Here is an 18,175-nt window from a genome sequence, read left to right as displayed (position 1 = left end):
TTGATGTGTCCAGGATATGTGGCGGCACCACTGGTTTCCGAATGCGGTCCGTCGGCAGTACGGCAGGAGCGAAGCAGTGCGACCGGGAAGACCCGATCAAGAGGTGTCGAAACTTCTTTCGAGTTTTCCTCGACGGTGCCCGTATTGTCGGGTAGTGTAGAACACATATTCGACACGACGTTGGGGCGGGGGTGGCGGCACGTGAACAGCAAACGCAACAGCAGCGACGGCGGAAACGGCCGTGCGCCTTCGGCTTTGGCCACGGCGGCGGTGGGGTCTGCGGATGCGGTGGTGGCGGATAAACTGTCACGCCTGGCTGCGGTGTTGGATGAGTTGGCGACGGTGGATGTGTCGTTGGTATCCGACGACGTGCTCGTGGAAGCCACTGTTGAGGCCGAACGGCTGGCGTTGCGCACGGCCGGTGCGGTCACGGACCGTTTGATCGTGGAGGCTTCTGACCGGGATCTGCCGCACTCGTTGGGTTTCCGCGACATTCGCAACTTCATGGGGCAGCGTCTGCATATTGGTGATCCGGCCGCCCGGTATCGAGTGATCGCGGCGACCGGATCGTTCGCCACCATCTGCGGTGACCGCCTCCCACCCTCCTGTCCCACCCTGGCCGGCTACGTCGTGGAAGGACGCGTCGCCGGCGCACACGTCCGCGCGGTACTCGAAGTGTTGGAGGCCATCCCTGGTGAGGTGTCGGCGGAGACGAAAGCTGCCGCCGAAGCGCAGATGGCCGGGTATGCGGTTCAGTTCACCCCCGCCGAAATCACCAACCTCGGTTCACGGCTACTCGCCCACCTCGATCCGGATGGAACACTCACCAACCCGAAGGACCGCAAACGACGACGACGGTTATGGGTGAACCGGCAAAACGCACAACTCATGTCGCGGTTGACCGCCGATCTCGATCCGATCGCCCGCGCCCGGCTCGACACCGTGCTGGACTCGTGGGCAAAACCCGGCATGAACAACCCCGACGACCCGGACTCACCCGTGGGTCCGATCACCACCGCCAACGCGGAGCAGGTCGCGGCGGCTGCGCTGCGGGATCAACGCTCACCCGCCCAACGCAATCACGACGCGTTCTCCGCCCTCCTCGGGCAAGTACTCGAATCAGGGATGTTGGGCAACACCCACCGGGGATTACCGATCCAGGTGATCGTCACCACCAGCCTGCACGAGTTGGAAGCACAAGCAGGGATCGCACAAACCACATCCGGAACACTCCTCCCAATCCACGACGTGATCGAGATGGCCGCCACCGCCGGTGCCAGCCAGTATTTGGCGGTGTTCGGTGACCACACCAGCATCCCGTTGTATTTGGGTCGGTCGAAGCGGATCGCGTCGTTGGGACAACGACTCGCCTCCTTCGCTTCGGCGGGTGGGAAGATGTGCTCGGCACCGGGCTGCAACCAGCCCGCCTCACGGGTGCAGATGCATCACGCCGCCAAAGACTGGGCCGACGGTGGACTCACCGACATCGACCAACTCGTCCCGGCGTGCGATGTGCACAACCGCAGAGTCGGCACAAAACCCGGGCAGTTCACCACACGCATGATCACCGAAGGACCTGATACCGGCCGTGTTGCGTGGCGACTCAACGCCAAGCCGGGTATGCCGGAGAATCCCGAACGCATCAACCGCATCGCCGACGTCACAGCCGACTTCCGCGACTACCTCACCGCCGAACACACCAGCAACCAAGCCGCAGCCGCGGCACGCGCCACCGGGTCAGGCACAGACGCGACGGTTACCGAGATCGGTGCGCGAGCATCGGGCAGGGCGGGCGCCGACAACGCCACAGACACGGCCAGCGACCAGATGGTGGTCGCGGACGCAGTGGGTGCCTGGATGGTGGCGCCGTCCTCGGTGCCGGACCCGCCGAGCAGGCAGGTGGCACGTCAGACGCTCACCGGCGTCGAGCTCGCGCTGGCGGATGGGATGCCTTCCACTGATACTCCTCGCCTCAGCAGGCGGGTCGACATCCGATGGAACCTCACCAGGCCGCTCGAGCTCGACCCCGAGCCGCCCACAGACCCGGAAGCGCCAACAGGTCCAGCCCCACCAGACGGCCCCAACCGGCTCGGCGGCGTCGACCCGCCAGACAGCCTCGGCCCACCGCTGGCCGACGCCGCCTGACCGTCGCGCCACCCAGTACAACGCGCCGACCCGGCGAACCGTCGAATCCGGTTGTGCCGCAACCCGTCTACACCCCGCCACCGCACCCGGTGGCGGGGCAGACGTGGTTGCTCGAGGGACAGGCGCGAACCGGAGTGCGCAGACATGCGGCCCCGGCAGACCACGGCGCCAGATCGTGCACGGCTGCCCTCTCCAAGATCCTCCGCACCCTCGCCGGCGCCCCCGATACGCCAAGTCGAATCATGAATCATGTTCAACTGCGCGGTAACCTGTGGCGCATCATCCGACGAACCGCGACGGACAGGATTCACCGCAGATGGGCGACGCTCGCTCCGACCACCCAGTGGACGCCGACGACGTATCCGATGACCCGATTACCGACCTGGAGACAGGTTTTGCTGACCTGATGCGGCAGGGACGGATTCGACTGCGCACCCGTGCTCGTGCGGTTGACCCCCACCTCGACCCGTCGAACTATCCCCTGATCGCGATGCTTGCCAGCGCCGACGGATCTCTGCCGGTATCAACACTCGTCGCGCAGCTCGGACTCGAGAAGTCGACTGTGAGCAGACAGATCGATGCCCTCGTGCGCCTCGGTCTGGCCGAGCGACACGCCGACCCGCATGATGCCCGCGCTCGACTGGTCTCCTTGACTCCTACCGGCCGCGCACGCGTAGATCACGTAGCCGATGCGGCGGTCGCAGACTGGCGGGCACGGTTGTCCGAATGGGACCCCGAGGACATCCGGACACTCACCCGGCTGCTCAATCGCCTCCTTGTCGACGACGCGGAGTTCGAACCCGACCTGACCTGATCGGCGGCGTGCCCCGGCGCCGACATCGCGGCGCTGACTCAACAGCGAGACGCCCCGTCGAGAAACTCCGCCCGAGCCGGGAATACTCAAGATAGTTGCGCGTTACAACTATCAATGGTTATAGTTGCTTCACTCAACTAGTTGGTTGCGTGACGTGTCTGCAGCCAGCAATCGGCCGGCCATTGTCGCCGCGCCCCCGACATCCCTCTCCCGCTCGGCAGACCGTGCGGGATCAGCCACTACCTCAGGAGGTTCTCCCATGTCTCTAACCGCCACGCGGGAGGTTGCTTCCGCAGCGGGCGCACCGATGACCCATCGACAGAAGCTCGAAGCACTCGTCGGTTTGCTCCTCGGGATGTTCGTCGCGTTTCTCTCGTCGACGATCGTGTCCAACGCGCTCCCCGTCATCATCACTGACCTGCATGGAACGCAGGGCCAGTACACCTGGGTCGTCACGGCGACGCTCCTCGCATCCACGGCGACTACACCCATCTGGGGCAAGCTTTCCGACCTGGTGAGCAAGAAGATCCTGGTCCAGGCGTCGTTGGCGTTGTTCACCCTCGGCTCGGTGCTCGCCGGACTCTCACAGTCGGTCGGCATGCTGATCGGTTTCCGTGTCATCCAAGGCCTCGGACTCGGTGGCCTGCAGGCGCTGGTCGTCATCGTGATCGCATCCATGTTCAGCCCCCGCGAACGCGGCCGCTATCAGGGTCCGATCGCAGCCGTGATGTCGCTCGCGACGGTCGCCGGCCCGCTGATCGGTGGCGTGATCGTCGACACCAGCTGGCTCGGTTGGCGCTGGACGTTCTACGTCTGTGTTCCGCTAGCGGTGATCGCTTTGCTGGTCATCCAGCGCACGCTGAATCTCCCGACGGTCCGCAAGGACGTTCGCATCGACTACCTTGGCGCGTTCCTTATCGCGGCAGGCGTGAGCACACTGCTCATCTGGGTCACCCTCGCCGGTGACAGCTTCGCCTGGCTCTCGGGAATGACGTTCGGTCTCGTCGCACTCGGAATCGTCCTCATCGCAGGTGCATTGTTCGTCGAATCACGCGCCAAGGACCCGATCATCCCGCTGCGGTTGTTCCGTGACCGCACGACGACTCTCGCCACACTGGCGAGCGTTGCAGTCGGTGTCGCACTGTTCGGTGGTGCCGTGTTCCTCGGTCAGTACTTCCAGATCGCCCGCGGCTACTCCCCCACGGCGGCAGGTCTGCTCACCCTTCCGATGATCATCGGCTCGATGCTCGCCGCAACGGTCTCGGGCGCCCTGATCACACGGTTCGGTCGGTGGAAGCGCTTCCTCGTCGCAGGTGCTGCCCTGATGACAGCAGGCTTCTTCCTCCTGTCGACCATCGACGCCCATACCGACATGGTCGTCATCGGAGCGTTCCTGTTCATCCTCGGACTCGGCATGGGAATGACCATGCAGAACCTCGTGATGGCTGTGCAGAACAACGTCGGACCCGATGACCTCGGTTCAGCGACGTCGACGGTGACGTTCTTCCGCTCGCTCGGAGGCGCGGCAGGCGTGTCGGTTCTCGGTGCGGTGCTGGCCACCCACGTCACCGACCTGATCACCAAGGGTCTGGTTGCAGCGGGTGTCAATCCGGCACAGACCGGCGGGTCGGGTGCAGGGCTCTCGAACCTCAAGGATCTGCCGGGACCGATCGCCGAGATCGTCCGCGGTTCCTACGGTGACGCAATCGCGCGCGTCTTCTTCATCGCCGGTGTGATGGCTGCGATCAGCTTCGTCGCGATCGTGTTCATCAAGGAGGTCGCACTCAAGACGCAGAGCTTCGACGAACAGCGGATGGCCGCTGTTCGTGAGGAAGTCATCGACGTCACCCCCGCCGCGTCGTTCGACGTCGCTCCGGTCACCGTGGACAGCGGACGGACCAGCGACAGCCACGCTCGCGGCGTGGACGTGGACGACATCGACGAGGAGTTCGCGAAACTCGTCGACGGTCCGGAAGCCACTGCGCGCTCAACGGCCGCCGCCGGAGAAGCCGACGCTCAGCCCGGACGTCACGCGCGCACGGAGTAACCGTCGAAACGATGTACGCGCACAAGCGCGCACTGATTCCAGACACACTGTGGCCCACAGCCTTTTCGCTGTGGGCCACAGTGCATCTCAAAACCGTTGCATCTCAGGACTGGTGCATCTCAGGACTGTTGTCTGCACGCCGCAGCGCTCAGAGAGGAATGTCGAGTCCGAGGTCGAGCGCGGTTACCGAATGCGTCAGCGCGCCGACGGCGAGGTAGTCGACGCCCGTGCGGGCGTAGTCGGCAGCCTGGTCCAGACTCAACCCGCCGGAGGACTCGAGCTTTGTCTCCGGCGACCTGTTGTTGCGGCGGGAGACGGCCATCTGGGTTGCCCAGAGTTCGAAGTTGTCGAGCAACACGAGTTGGGGTGCGAGGTCGAGCACCTCGTCGAGTTGGTCGAGCGAGTCGACCTCGACCTCGACCGGCAGGTCGGGTGCCGCCGCACGCACAGCGCGGAGCGCCGCGCTCACCGATCCCGCGGCGGCAACGTGATTGTCTTTGATCAGCGCGGCGTCACCGAGCCCCATGCGGTGATTGACGCCGCCACCTGCGCGCACCGCATACTTCTGCAGATAGCGCATGCCCGGCAACGTCTTTCGTGAGTCGCGAATCTTCGCCGACGTTCCGTCGACGGCGTCGACCCACTGAGCTGTCGCGGTGGCGATCCCGGAGAGATGGCACGCGAGGTTGAGTGCCGTGCGCTCCGCGGTCAGCAAAGCGGCGGTCGGCGCATGCACCGCCAACACCACGTCTCCCGGTGCGACTCTCGTTCCGTCGGCAACCGCAGCGGTCACCTCGTACGCACCGGCACCGACGACCTCGTCGAGGACGGCAAGTACGACGGGAAGCCCGGCGACCACGCCGAGCGCACGGCTGACGATCTGCGCGTCGACTGTCGCGCCGGCAGGCACCGTCGACGCGGTCGTGATGTCGGGGCCGTAGCGGAGATCCTCGTCGAGCGCCGTCCGAATCAACGCCCGCACCTCGTCGGTGATCGCCAGGTCGAGTTCTCCGGCTGCCTCGCGCTGGCCGATGAACGCGCTCATCGACTCATTCACCCGAACCCGGATTGCCGATCGCGATCATCCGCTCGACGCTCTTGCGTGCGCGCTCGGCGACATCGTCAGCGACGAACACCTCGTCCTTACCCTCACGCAACGCACGCAACAGCGCGGCCGGCGTGATCATCTTCATGTACGGGCACGACGCGCGATCGTTGACCGCCTGGAAGTCGATACCCGGCGCAGCCTTACGTAGCTGGTGCAGCATGCCGATCTCCGTGGCGACGAGAACCTGCTTGGCACCTGTCTGCCGAGCAGCGTCGATCATTCCGCCGGTGGAAAGGATCTTCACGCGGTCGTCGGGCACTGCTCCCTCGCCCGCCAGATAGAGCGCCGACGTCGCGCACCCGCACTCGGGGTGGATGAAGAGGTCGGCATCGGGGTGCGAGTTGGCCTTGGCGGTCAGCTCGTCACCGTTGATACCGGCGTGGACATGGCATTCGCCTGCCCAGATGTGGATGTTGTCGCGGCCGGTCTCCCGCTTGACGTGCGCGCCGAGGAACTGGTCGGGCAGGAAGAGGACGTCGCGATCGGGATCGATCGACGCGACCACATCCACCGCGTTCGACGACGTACAGCAGATGTCGGTGAGGCCCTTCACCTCGGCGGTCGTGTTGACGTAGGAGACCACGACAGCATCGGGGTACTCGGCCTTCCACGCGCGCAGATCGTCGGCGGTGATCGAGTCGGCGAGCGAACATCCCGCCCTGGCGTCGGGGATCAGGACGCGCTTGTCGGGGCTGAGGATCTTCGCGGTCTCGGCCATGAAGTGGACGCCGCAGAACACGATTTCGTCGGAGTCGACCTCCGCCGCGATCCGGGAGAGCGCGAGCGAGTCGCCGACGTGATCTGCAACATCTTGAATCGCCGGTAACTCATAGTTGTGCGCGAGTATGGTCGCATTGCGCGCACGTGCTAGTCGCCGAACCTCTTCTGCCCACGCCGCGGTCGGTTCCACTCCGGTGAATCCTGTGGGACCGTCTGTCCACACCGCGTCAATCAGACCAGGTTCGGTGACTGCTACCGAACGGTCGCTGGTGATACTCATGGGTCGCTCCTTCAGCCTGCGACCGGAGAACGCGGTTCGTGCTCCGAGACAGGTTTTCGACTGTCGGTCGAAAACACCTAGATCGTAGCACCATGCCCGGTGGGTACCGTCGGTCTCCGATTCGAGTAGCGCACTACGCGTTTCTGTGGTCGCCTGCGGCAATAGCGTCGAAGAGGTCAGCGACAACACCGCCACTGCTCGACAAGAATCACAGGAGATACCCCGATGACCTCCACGATTGGCCCCCGCGCCGGCCAAGGCACCCCTTCGACAACCCCCAACCCGATGGCCATCGCGCCCTCGATCCCCACGCGCAGATCATCGTTCTCCACTCCACTCGAAGCGGTCCGACGTCGCCAGGAAGCACTCGAAAGGCTGGCCGCGCGTCGAATCGTGACTCCGCCGCCCATGGCGCCTTCGACCGCTGGACGCTCAGCCGACGTCGCCCATCTACGCCCTGTGGTGTCGGCCTCGGTGAGCCCCGGCGGGCAGTCCATCCCCCACGACGCCGAATTGAGCCACCCGCGCGTACCCCTGACCACTCGGGAAATCGAGGTGCTTCGGACGTGGCTCCTCACCGACTCCAAGTCAGTGGCGGCGTCGCGGTTGATGATCTCGGTGGGCACCGTCAACACGCACCTGGCACGCATTCGTACGAAGTACGCAGACGCCGGCCGTCCGGCACGCACCAAGGCGTCGCTGGTTGCTCGCGCGATCCAGGATGGCCTGATCAGCCTCGACGAACTCTGAGCGGAGCGCCTCGCGGGTTCGTGCGCGGAGCGCCTCGCGGTTGCCTCACGGAGCGAGCCCTAGAATCGACCGCATGCCTGCGCCGATTCCCGCCAGTTCCGATGGCGCCGCCTCCCCGGAATCGGTCGCACAGGAAGCCGTCACACACGACGCGGGGCGCCCGACGTCCGAGTCGGCGGGAACTGCGGGCGTCGAGGTCCTGAGTGCGGTTTTCCAGGTACGACGCCCGACGCCGGACGTCGAGCCGCAACTGTGCGTACTTCTGTGGCGGCAGCACGACGATGAGCCGTTCGCGCTTCCGGGCGGCGAGGTCGCGGGAGACGAGAGCCTCTCGGAAACCGCCCGCCGTCAGCTCGCCGACACAATGGATATCCGCAAGGTCGCCCATCTCGAACAGCTTTCGGTGTTCTCGGCACCTCATCGCACACCGGGTCGGCGGACGATCGCCTCGACGTACCTTGGCCTGGTTCCCACGGATGCGCCTGCACGCCTGCCCGACACCGCGGCATGGGAGCCGGTGGATTCCCTTGGCGTACTGGCTCACGACCACGCCGACATCATCGCCGCGGCGCGTCGACGTCTCGCAGGGAAACTCTCGTATACGAATATCGCGTTCGCGTTGGCGCCGTCCCGGTTCCCGATGTCGGAGCTGTCCGAAATCTATTGTGCCGCACTGGGTTACCCCGTCGACACAACCAACCTGCTGCGGATCCTCAGCCGGCGCGGCGTTGTCGTGGCCACCGGGACCGTCGGAAAAACGGGCCGCTCAGGTGGGCGGCCGCCCGCGCTCTACGCCTTCGCCGACAACGAGTTACGCGTCACCGACGAGTTCGCGACGCTCAAACCCCCACCGTGAGCGACTGATCTGCGTCGTCGACGACGCCGTCGCCCACACCGAGGTCGGCGTCGCTGGTGGCGAGCGCACACACCAGATAGACGAGACTCACGGTCAACGGCGCACAGATCAGGAGAATCCACGGCGCCGAGAACCCGTTGCGCGTGGCGCCGTCGAGCACGAGGTCGGGAACCACACGGAAGGTCTGCCCCATCCCGACGTCGTGCGGGTCCGGGAAGTGCAGATGCGCGACCCAGGTGCCGATAGATCCCGCGATCACAGTGCCGATCACTGCGGTCACGAACGTCACGCCATAACCGACGAGGCCTCGCCAATACCGCGCGGCGAACCATGCGAGCGCCGCCGCGACCGCACCGTAGGCGAGCATCCAGAACGCGAAAACCGCGACACCGGCGAATTCCTCACCAAGCTGTTCCGACGGCACAGCTGCGCCCTGTGCAGTCACAGTCCCGGTCATCGCCGGGGTCGTGACCGCCCACGCCACACCAAATACGGCGCCGAGTAGCAGCACGACAGCGCCGACGACGACCAGCGGTGCAGGCGAGTGCTTGCGCCGAACCGACACCGGGTTGACGGGCGTGCCCGGATAGACCTGCGCCATCATCGTCGACCGAGTTGCGACGAATCGACGACACCGTGGCGCGAACAACGCGCATCCCACCCGTCGGGACGCACCTGCACCACCATCCGCCTGCCGCACTGACCACAGAACCGAGGCGGCTCCAAGCCGAGACGTGCCGCCTGCGGCACGGCGTCGGCCGACTGCAGGTCGAGTTCGATGCCGGTGTACACGCCGTACCGGCACGGCTCGTCGAGCGGACCGGGGATGTCGATGGGGCTTTTGGCACCCGGATCGACGGTGGGCGTCGGAGTCATCGGCGTCCTCTCAGCTCGTAGGTCATCGAATTCGAGTATGCACGCCGAGCTGAAACGGCCCGCTCGCACGCTCCCGGCGCCGAGTTGAAGCGGCCCGCTCGCACGCTCCCGGCGCCGGCCTCAGATGCTGTCGTTAAGAGCCTTGATCGGCATCGAGAGGTCGTCGAGGAGGTCGAGGTCGTCCTCGGCGGGCCTGCCCAGCGTGGTCAGGTAGTTACCGACGATGACCGCGTTGATGCCACCCAGGATGCCCTGCTTGGCGCCGAGGTCGCCCAGCGTGATCTCGCGGCCACCCGCGAAGCGCAGGATCGTGCGCGGAAGAGCGAGGCGGAACGCCGCCACAGCCTTGAGCGCCTCAGCCGCAGGCAGCACGTCGAGATCACCGAACGGCGTCCCCGGGCGCGGATTGAGGAAGTTGAGCGGAACCTCGTCGGGCTCGAGCGAGGCCAGATCAGCCGCGAACTCGGCCCGCTGTTCGAGACTCTCCCCCATTCCGAGAATGCCGCCACAGCACACCTCCATGCCCGCGTCGCGAACCATGCGCAGCGTGTCCCAGCGCTCCTCCCACGTGTGGGTGGTGACCACGTTGGGGAAGTGGCTGCGGGCCGTCTCGAGGTTGTGGTTGTAGCGGTGAACACCCATGTCCCGCAACTGATCCACCTGCTCCTGCGTCAGCATGCCGAGGCTGCAGGCGATCTGGATGTCGACCTCATTGCGAATGGCTTCGATTCCCGCGGCCACCTGCGACAGCAGTCGCTTGTCCGGACCGCGTACGGCCGCGACGATGCAGAACTCCGTCGCGCCGGTCTTCGCCGTCTGCTTGGCGGCCTCCACCAGCGACGGGATGTCTATCCACGCACTGCGCACCGGCGATGCGAAAAGCCCTGACTGCGAACAGAAATGGCAGTCCTCCGGGCAGCCGCCGGTCTTGAGCGAAATGATGCCCTCGACCTCGACCTTCGGTCCGCACCACCGCATCCGGACGTCGTGGGCGACCTGCAGCAGTTCGGTGAGGCGCTCGTCGGGAAGCCGCAGTACCTCGAGCACCTGGTCGCGGTCGAGCGGCTCGCCGCGTTCGAGCACCTGAGCGCGCGCGACGTCGAGGATGTCGGTCGACGACGCGCCCGACGCCTGCACGGTCGCGGCGTCGAGCGTCGGATCTACGGGTGCCTGTGTCATGCGTGAACTCCTTCGATGGGCTGAACGGCCGCGATGTTGTAGGGCGCGGAACGGGAACTGAGGTCTGCGACGAAGTCGGGATCGAACCAGGTGGGCGCCGCGGCCCGGAACTGATCGGGTTCGAGCTCCCCGACTCCTGCGGGTATGACGCCGACGACGGGGACCCCCGTCAGCCGGGGCAGGTCGACGCGATTGCATCGCATGGCGAGGTCTGGATCGCGCGGCCACGAGCCGATGACAAGGCCTGCGGGACGAATTCCCCTCGCCCGCAACGCTTCGACGGTCAGTTCGGCGTGATTGAGCGCACCGAGGCCCGCTTGGACGACGACGACGGCTTCGGCTCCTACCGCGTGCGCGACGTCGAGCGCGGTGAGGTCGGGCGCGAGGCGCACCAGTACCCCGCCGGCTCCCTCGACGAGGGTCAATCGATGAGTCGAAACGAGCTCGGTGACGGCCTCGACGATGGTCGAGAGGTCCAGTGGGGCAAGTCCCGCGCGCATCGCCGCGGTCTCCGGCGCCAGCGGCTCGGGGTAGCGCGCACACTCGACCACATCGACGACACCTGCGAGGTGGGCAACGGTCGCGAGATCGCCGGGTTCACCTGGCTCGACTCCGGTCTGCGCGGGTTTGCACACCGCCACGCCGACGCCGACGCCACTCGCCGACCCTCCCGCAGCGCACGCGAGCGCAGCGGTGACGATCGTCTTACCGACGTCGGTCGAGGTGCCGGTGACCAGGAGGGCACGTCCCGGGCGGGTCACCGTGCACCCCCGCCTTCGGCCAGTGCCTCGCCGATGACCTCGGCGGCGCGGTCGACGGTCGTGTCGTCGAGATCGGCTCTGACGGTCAGTCGCAGTCTCGACGTCCCCGGCGGGACCGATGGCGGCCGGAAACACCCGACCAACACTCCGCTGTCCCGACACCGCGCTGCGGCGTCGACTGCGGGCTGCGGGTCGCCGACGATGCGCGAGATCACCGCGGCGGCCGGGACCGGCGCACCGAGGCTGCGCGCCATGCGTGTCGCGTTGTGCCGCAATCGGTCTGGTAGCTCGGGCTGAGCACGCAGGACACCGAGCGCCGCACGCGCCGCACCGACCGCTGCCGGGTTGAGTCCGGTGTCGAAGATGAAGGTGCGCGCGACGTCGATGAGGTGCTCACGGACAGCAGAAGTCGCGAGCACCACGCCCCCCTGGGCGCCGAGCGACTTGGAGCACACGGTCGTGACGACGAGGTCACGCGCACCGGAGAGTCCTACTTCTGCGATCAGTCCCCGACCCCCTGGCCCGCGCACTCCGAGTGCATGCGCTTCGTCGACGAGCAGCGCCGCAGAGTGCTCACGCGCAACGTGATAGAGCTGCGCGACCGGCGCAGGCTCGCCGTCGACCGAGTAGACGGAATCGGTGACGACCAGTGCCCGCTCCTCTGTGCGCTCACGAAGTGCCGCTGCGACGGCAGCGACATCGCCGCGGTCGACGACGACGACTCGCGCACGCGACAGTCGGCATCCGTCGATGAGTGACGCGTGGGTTCCGGTGTCGGACACGATGAGGTCGCCGCGGCCGACGAGCGCGGTGATGGTTCCGACGTTGGCGAGGTAGCCGGACGAAAAGCACAGTGCCGCATCGAAACCCATGAAGTCGGCGATGTCGTCCTCGAAGTCGACGTGCAACCGCGTGGTACCCGCGACGAGGCGCGACGCCGTAGCCCCCGCCCCGAATTCATCGAGCGCCGCATGCGCACCTGCGAGCACTGCGGGGTGCGTCGAGAGTCCGAGGTAGTCGTTGGACGCCAGGTTGAGCATCGACGCTCCGGCCTCGCGAACGAACGGAACACGGTGCAGCCCAGCCGAATCGCGCGCCGCGGCGGCGTCGGTGAGCCAGTCGAGAGCCGACGCGTCGTCGACCGTCGTGCCGGCCGCCCGCAGCGTGTCGACCTCGCCGAACTCAGAGCCCAGTGTGGCGTGATCCGGTGTCATCGGGCACCTCCCGCGCCGATCAACTGTGCACACGACGCCGTTGTGGCCGCGGCGATTCCGGAGCAGATCGCCTCGACGTCGGAGTCGGTGCAGACGAACGGCGGCATCGTGTAGATCAGGTTGCGGAAGGGCCGCAACCAGACTCCGGCGTCGACGGCGGCATCCGTGGCCGCGGCGATGTCGACCTCGTCGTCGAGTTCGACGACGCCGATGGCCCCGAACGTGCGGACATCACGAACCCCGGCCACGTCGCTCAGTGGCGCGAGTCCTCGCGCGAGCAGGTCGGAGATGTCGGCGACGCGGCGTCGCCACGGGCCGTCGAGCAGCAGTTCGGTGGACGCGACCGCGATCGCACAGGCGAGCGGATTGGCCATGAACGTGGGACCGTGCGCCAATCCACCGGCCTCACCCGCACTGATCGTCTCGGCGATCGCTGTGGTGCACAGCGTCGCGGCCAACGTCAGGTAGCCGCCGGTCAGCGCCTTGCCGACGCACATGATGTCGGGCGAGACGCGCGCGTGGTCGGCGGCGAACAGCTCGCCGGTGCGGCCGAATCCGGTGGCGATCTCGTCGAAGATCAGCAGCACATCGTGCTCGTCGCAGATTCGACGCAGTTCCCCGAGATAGGCAGGGTCGTGGAAGCGCATACCTCCGGCGCCCTGGACGACAGGTTCGACGATGATCGCGGCGAGTTCGTCGCGGTGTGCAACGACAGCGGCCTCTAGGGCGTCGACATAGTCGGCATCGAACTCCGCGGGCGGGGCGGGCACGAACACCTGGTCGGCCAGAACCCGGCGCCACATCGCGTGCATCCCACCCTCGGGATCGCAGACGCTCATCGGGGTGAAGGTGTCGCCGTGGTACCCACCGCGCCAGGTCAGCAGTCGCGTGCGGCCAGGCATGCCACGACTGCGCCAATACTGCAGCGCCATCTTCACCGCGACCTCGACCGACACCGAACCCGAATCGCAGAAGAACACCTTCTGCAGGGGTCCTGGTGTGATGTCGACGAGCAACTGCGCGAGCCGCGCGGCGGGCTCGTGGGTCAATCCGCCGAACATCACGTGACTCATCGACTCCAGTTGATCGCGCGCCGCGGCGTCGAGGACCGGGTGGCGATAACCGTGGATGGCGGCCCACCAGGAGCTCATTCCGTCGATGACCGCACCGCCGTCGGCGAGTGTGAGTCGCACGCCGTCGGCGCCGCGGACGACGCGCGGCTGCGTCGGCGACGGCATGGCGCCGTAGGGATGCCAGATGTGTGCTGCGTCGACGCGGCTGATGTCGGCTGCATCCATGTGGTGCGTCCCTCCTCGCCGGCTTAGAGTGGTCCTGGACACTGTTCAGGACCGAACTCCTGGACACTGTACAGGCTCCTCCTGAACGCTGTACAGGTTGCGTTACGGCCAGACCGCCTGGATACCCTGACGCGGTGAGCAACAACCGCGCCGACGTCCTGCGCGCCGCGCGCGGCATCCTGACCGACTACAGCCTCGCCGACCTCTCGATGCGCAGGCTGGCAACTGAAGTCGGTGTCCGCCCCAACGCGTTGTACTGGCACTTTCCCAACAAGCAGTCGCTGCTCGCCGCGCTCGCCGACGACATCCTCGGCGACATCGACCCGTCGAATCCCGATCAGCCGTGGGACGCCAGACTCGCCGACATCGCGATCGGGATGCGGACGGCGCTGCTCTCGGTTCCCGACAGCGCGGAGGTGGTCTCGTCGGCGTGGGCCTCTGGACTCGCGACAAGAACGGTGTCCGACGACCTCACCGACGTCGCGCTCTCCGGGGGACTCACCCCGCGCGACGCACATGGAGTCGCCACTGCGATATGCCAGCTCATCATCGGGCTGACGATCGAAGAACAGACGCGGGCCCAGATGGAACGGCTCGGGGTCACCGGCCCGTCGGGTCGCGACTTCGCAGCAGAATTCGACGACGCGCTCGGCGTACTACTCGACGGCGCTCGACACCGGGCGCGTGCGACTCACTGAGGCGACGTAGTCGCGACACCCCTCTGCGTCGCCGCGACACCCCTCTGCTCAGTGTGTCGGACCCGCTGGAATGGGTTTTTCACAGTTGCGGCGGGTAGCCTCCTACGCGGAGTACGGCGGTTGTCGTCCACCGCGAGTGTGTGTGGATAGGTCGCCACCGACTCGTCCCAGCCCCCGACACGGAAGCAAGCACGACAGACGTGGCAGCCCCAACCCAAGTGGTGACGACCCCTAACCGGAACGAGCCCGTCCCACCGCTCCCCGCGTATCGCACCGATCTCGACGGCCTCCGCGGGATCGCGATCATGCTGGTTGCCTGCTTCCACATCTGGTTCGGCAGGGTGTCCGGCGGCGTCGATGTCTTCCTCGCATTGTCGGGTTACTTCTTCATCGGATCGCTGCTGCGTCACGCGATCAACAGCCAGGCGTCGCACGTCACGTTCATCGAGGCGCTCAATCCGTGGCCGCGCCTCAAACGACTGCTGCGTCGGCTGCTCCCCGCGCTGTTCACGGTCCTCATCGCGGTCGCGATCCTGACCGTCGTCGTGCTTCCGCAGACCCGCTGGCTCAACATCGGGCGCGAGCTGCGTGCGTCGGCGCTGTACTACCAGAATTGGTATCTGGCGCTGAACTCGCAGGACTATCTCGCGGCGAGTTCCGCCAACAGTCCGCTGCAGCACATCTGGTCGATGTCGGTGCAGGGACAGTTCTTCGTCGGCGTGTTGTTCGCGGCGGTCATCGCGGCCGGAACGATCAAGTTGCTGTCGGCGATCATCCGACCGATCGCTGAGCCGAAGACGATCCGTCTTCTCGTCGGCCTCGCGCTGTTGGCGGTCGCCGCTGTCTCGTTCTATTGGGCGCACATGCGGATGGGCGTCAATCAACAGTGGAATTACTACGACACCCTCTCACGCCTGTGGGAACCGCTCGCCGGCGGTCTGCTCGCCATCTGGTTGCCGCGCTGGCACGTTCCCCGTTGGCTCCGCAACGGTGCGGCGATCGTCGCTCTCGGCCTGATCATCACGTGTGGGTGGTGGATCGACGGCGTCGACTCGTACCCGGGTCCGTGGGCACTGGTGCCGGTCGGTTCGACGCTCGTCATCATCTGGGCGGGAGCCACCGCACTCGAGCGTCCTCGGTCCAGGCATGAAGCGATCGATCAGTCGCAACCGGCGGTCAACCGTGCGCTGTCCAGCCGGGTACCGGTATGGCTCGGCACGATCGCGTACTCGCTGTACCTCTGGCATTGGCCACTGCTGATCTTCTATCTGACCTGGCGCGGCAAAGACCACGCCAACGTCATCGAGGGCATCGGGCTCCTCGCGGTGTCCATCGGTTTGGCCTGGCTGACCAAGCGGTACGTCGAGGATCCGCTGCGGGGCGGCGACCGCGCGAAGCTGGCCCGCGGCGACCGACAGGGACGTTCGCGTTGGCTTAGCTACACGTCGGTGGTGACGACCGTGCTGGTCGTCTTGTCGATCGGCGTCGCGGTCGGGGTCAATGCATGGGACCGCCACGTCGCGAACACCGCCGTCAACACAGCGAATCTCGACCCGCACTCCTACCCCGGCGCCCGCGCTCTGCTCAACGGCTGGCCGGTGCCCGCGCTCGATCCCCAACCGACACCGCTGGCAGTACTCGGCGACTTTCCCGCGACATCGACGCAGGGCTTCATGAGTTCGTTCGAGGACCCGGAGATCCATGTCGGCGTCTACGGTGACCCGACCGCGACGAGAACGATCGCCCTCGCAGGTGGCTCGCATGCCGAGTTCTGGATCACCGCACTCGACGAACTGGGCAAGCGCAACCACTTCAAGGTCACGACCTACCTGAAGATGGGGTGCCCACTGTCCACCGAGCTGGTGCCCAAACAGCGGGGTGTGCCGTATCCGCAATGCCACGACTGGGTGCAGCGCGTGATGGCGAAGGTGATCGCCGACAAACCCGACGCGGTGTTCACCAACTCGACCCGTCCGCGCGACTACAAGCCGGGCGACTGGATGCCCGACGACTACAAGCCGATCTTCACGCAGTTCATGGATGCGGGCATCCCCGTTCTCGGCATGCGCGACACACCGTGGCCGATGGGACCGACGGGCGCTCTCGACACCCCGACGTGCCTGTCCGACGGCGGCACCGCATCCGAGTGCGGCTCCGATCGGGCGCGGGTGCTCTCCCCGACCGATCCCGCAGCGCCGTTCGCCGACGGCAAGCCACTGTTCCATCCGCTCGACGTGTCGAACGGCATCTGCACCCCGACGGAATGCCCGGCAGTCGTGGGCAACATCATCGTCTACAAGGATTGGCATCATCTGAGCGCGACGTACGTGCGCAGTCTGACCGACGAGCTCGAACGCCAGATGACACAGGCCCTGCCCTGGACCGGTCCCAACCACCGCTGACGCGCCTGCCGCCGTCGGCTCAGCGACCTCCTCGCGGAGTAGGCCGATGCAGACCGACCGTGGGGTGTCGTCTAACCCACACGGGTGCGGCTTTTCCCCGAGATGAAGACGGCGCGTATCGCGACTAGGGTCATGGCATGACTGCGAAAAGGTGGGCATGACCGTACCGCCGACCGACGACACGGCACCTCACGAGCCGGCACCCGGCACCGATGCCCAGAGCGTCGGACAGACAGCCGACGCGACGACGGCCACTCCCCCGCGTACATCAGAGTCGACGCCGGGATCGCTGCCGCCGGACAGCCCCGAACAGGCTGACGCGCTCGTCGCTCCCGAGCCCGAGCCCATCCCGGTCTGGCCGGGTACGCCATATCCGCTCGGCGCAACGTATGACGGTGTGGGAACCAACTTTTCGCTGTTCTCCGAGGTCGCCGAGGCTGTCGACCTGTGTCTGATCGACAGGGACGGACACGAGCGTCGCATTCGTCTCGACGAGGTCGACGGCTACTGCTGGCATTGCTATCTGCCGAACATCGGCCCAGGCCAGTTCTACGGATATCGCGTCCACGGCCCCTACGATCCGGCGAGCGGGTTGCGCTGCGACCCGTCAAAGCTGCTGCTCGACCCGTACGGCAAGGCATTTCACGGAGATTTCGACGGCGACGAGTCGTTGTTCTCCTATCCGATGGCGTCGTCTGAGTCCGACGACGATGGTGGTGAACCGCCCGTCGTCCCCGCCGAACAGTCGTTGCGCGCCACCGCCGACCCCGACTCCGACGACTACGAGACCTCGTCGGCCACCACTGCCGGCGCGCACAACCCCACCGCGGACACCGGAGACTCGGCGTCCGAAGAATCGGAGACCGAGACCGCCAACGGGGACGCGGGCCCGTCGACAGGCGAGGCCGAGACCCTCGTCGAAGACGCCGACTCCACCGCCGAAGAAGCCGACTCCACCGCCGACGACGCCGAAGTCCTCATCGAAGATGCCGACACGGAGACGATAACGCCCGCCGAGGACGTGTCG

At 66.4% G+C, this 18,175-nt stretch carries 15 protein-coding genes and 1 pseudogene; 8 read left to right on the top strand and 8 right to left on the bottom strand.

Annotated elements, in window-relative coordinates; translation table 11 throughout:
- Positions 1-201: 201 nt before the first annotated feature.
- The 3 genes from B3T59_RS20450 to B3T59_RS20440 all read left to right on the top strand — a co-directional run bounded on the left by B3T59_RS20450 (position 202) and on the right by B3T59_RS20440 (position 5,006).
- The gene (locus tag B3T59_RS20450; protein ID WP_287004997.1) at positions 202-2,145 is read left to right on the top strand and encodes an HNH endonuclease signature motif containing protein; all 1,944 of its coding nucleotides are present in this window, start codon (positions 202-204) and stop codon (positions 2,143-2,145) included.
- 316 nt (positions 2,146-2,461) lie between these two features.
- Complete coding sequence (locus tag B3T59_RS20445) at positions 2,462-2,959, top strand: MarR family winged helix-turn-helix transcriptional regulator (RefSeq protein WP_049698562.1); 498 nt, start codon at positions 2,462-2,464, stop codon at positions 2,957-2,959.
- Between the two features lie 259 nt (positions 2,960-3,218).
- Positions 3,219-5,006: an MDR family MFS transporter gene (locus tag B3T59_RS20440; protein ID WP_376782672.1), complete on the top strand. Its 1,788-nt coding sequence runs from the start codon at positions 3,219-3,221 to the stop codon at positions 5,004-5,006.
- 148 nt (positions 5,007-5,154) lie between these two features.
- Here the strand turns inward: B3T59_RS20440 and nadC are convergent, their stop codons facing one another.
- Both nadC and nadA read right to left on the bottom strand, forming a co-directional pair.
- The gene (nadC, locus tag B3T59_RS20435) at positions 5,155-6,051 is read right to left on the bottom strand and encodes a carboxylating nicotinate-nucleotide diphosphorylase (protein ID WP_049698563.1); all 897 of its coding nucleotides are present in this window, start codon (positions 6,049-6,051) and stop codon (positions 5,155-5,157) included.
- Positions 6,052-6,055: 4 nt separating this feature from the next.
- Positions 6,056-7,114 (bottom strand): quinolinate synthase NadA, encoded by a 1,059-nt coding sequence (gene nadA, locus B3T59_RS20430; RefSeq protein WP_287004996.1) that lies wholly within the window; start codon positions 7,112-7,114, stop codon positions 6,056-6,058.
- Between the two features lie 225 nt (positions 7,115-7,339).
- Between nadA and B3T59_RS20425 the strand changes: the two genes are divergently transcribed.
- Positions 7,340-7,864 (top strand): response regulator transcription factor, encoded by a 525-nt coding sequence (locus B3T59_RS20425; protein WP_287004995.1) that lies wholly within the window; start codon positions 7,340-7,342, stop codon positions 7,862-7,864.
- 73 nt (positions 7,865-7,937) lie between these two features.
- Complete coding sequence (locus B3T59_RS20420; RefSeq protein ID WP_287004994.1) at positions 7,938-8,720, top strand: NUDIX hydrolase; 783 nt, start codon at positions 7,938-7,940, stop codon at positions 8,718-8,720.
- Here B3T59_RS20420 and B3T59_RS20415 read toward each other — a convergent pair.
- From B3T59_RS20415 to B3T59_RS20390, 6 genes are all read right to left on the bottom strand, one after another.
- Positions 8,704-9,324, bottom strand: a complete 621-nt coding sequence (locus B3T59_RS20415; protein ID WP_287004993.1) for a DUF2567 domain-containing protein — start codon at positions 9,322-9,324, stop codon at positions 8,704-8,706. The two genes, B3T59_RS20420 and B3T59_RS20415, sit on opposite strands and share 17 nt — an antisense overlap.
- Positions 9,321-9,596, bottom strand: a complete 276-nt coding sequence (locus tag B3T59_RS20410) for a hypothetical protein (protein WP_287004992.1) — start codon at positions 9,594-9,596, stop codon at positions 9,321-9,323. Before B3T59_RS20410 ends, B3T59_RS20415 begins: the two co-directional genes overlap by 4 nt.
- Positions 9,597-9,716: 120 nt before the next feature.
- Complete coding sequence (bioB, locus tag B3T59_RS20405) at positions 9,717-10,775, bottom strand: biotin synthase BioB (RefSeq protein WP_287004991.1); 1,059 nt, start codon at positions 10,773-10,775, stop codon at positions 9,717-9,719.
- On the bottom strand, positions 10,772-11,536 hold the full coding sequence (bioD, locus tag B3T59_RS20400) for a dethiobiotin synthase (protein WP_287004990.1): 765 nt from the start codon (positions 11,534-11,536) through the stop codon (positions 10,772-10,774). Before bioD ends, bioB begins: the two co-directional genes overlap by 4 nt.
- Positions 11,533-12,750, bottom strand: coding sequence for an 8-amino-7-oxononanoate synthase (locus B3T59_RS20395; RefSeq protein WP_287004989.1), 1,218 nt, complete (start codon positions 12,748-12,750; stop codon positions 11,533-11,535). Before B3T59_RS20395 ends, bioD begins: the two co-directional genes overlap by 4 nt.
- Positions 12,747-14,048: an adenosylmethionine--8-amino-7-oxononanoate transaminase gene (locus tag B3T59_RS20390; RefSeq protein WP_287004988.1), complete on the bottom strand. Its 1,302-nt coding sequence runs from the start codon at positions 14,046-14,048 to the stop codon at positions 12,747-12,749. The genes B3T59_RS20395 and B3T59_RS20390 overlap by 4 nt, the downstream gene beginning before the upstream one ends.
- Before the next feature lie 134 nt (positions 14,049-14,182).
- Between B3T59_RS20390 and B3T59_RS20385 the strand changes: the two genes are divergently transcribed.
- The 3 genes and pseudogenes from B3T59_RS20385 to B3T59_RS20375 form a co-directional block, all read left to right on the top strand.
- A complete protein-coding gene (locus B3T59_RS20385) occupies positions 14,183-14,746 on the top strand; it encodes a TetR family transcriptional regulator (RefSeq protein ID WP_287004987.1) in 564 nt (187 codons plus the stop codon).
- 200 nt (positions 14,747-14,946) lie between these two features.
- Positions 14,947-17,148: an acyltransferase family protein gene (locus tag B3T59_RS20380; protein WP_287004986.1), complete on the top strand. Its 2,202-nt coding sequence runs from the start codon at positions 14,947-14,949 to the stop codon at positions 17,146-17,148.
- A 157-nt stretch (positions 17,149-17,305) separates the two neighbouring features.
- Positions 17,306-18,175 (top strand): annotated as a pseudogene (locus B3T59_RS20375) (glycogen debranching enzyme GlgX); the annotation flags it as partial.

Source organism: Gordonia sp. UBA7860, assembly GCF_002500165.1.
Taxonomy (GTDB): domain Bacteria; phylum Actinomycetota; class Actinomycetes; order Mycobacteriales; family Mycobacteriaceae; genus Gordonia; species Gordonia sputi.
The sequence above is the reverse complement of the archived record's forward strand: the minus strand, read 5'-3'. Positions and strand labels throughout refer to the sequence as shown.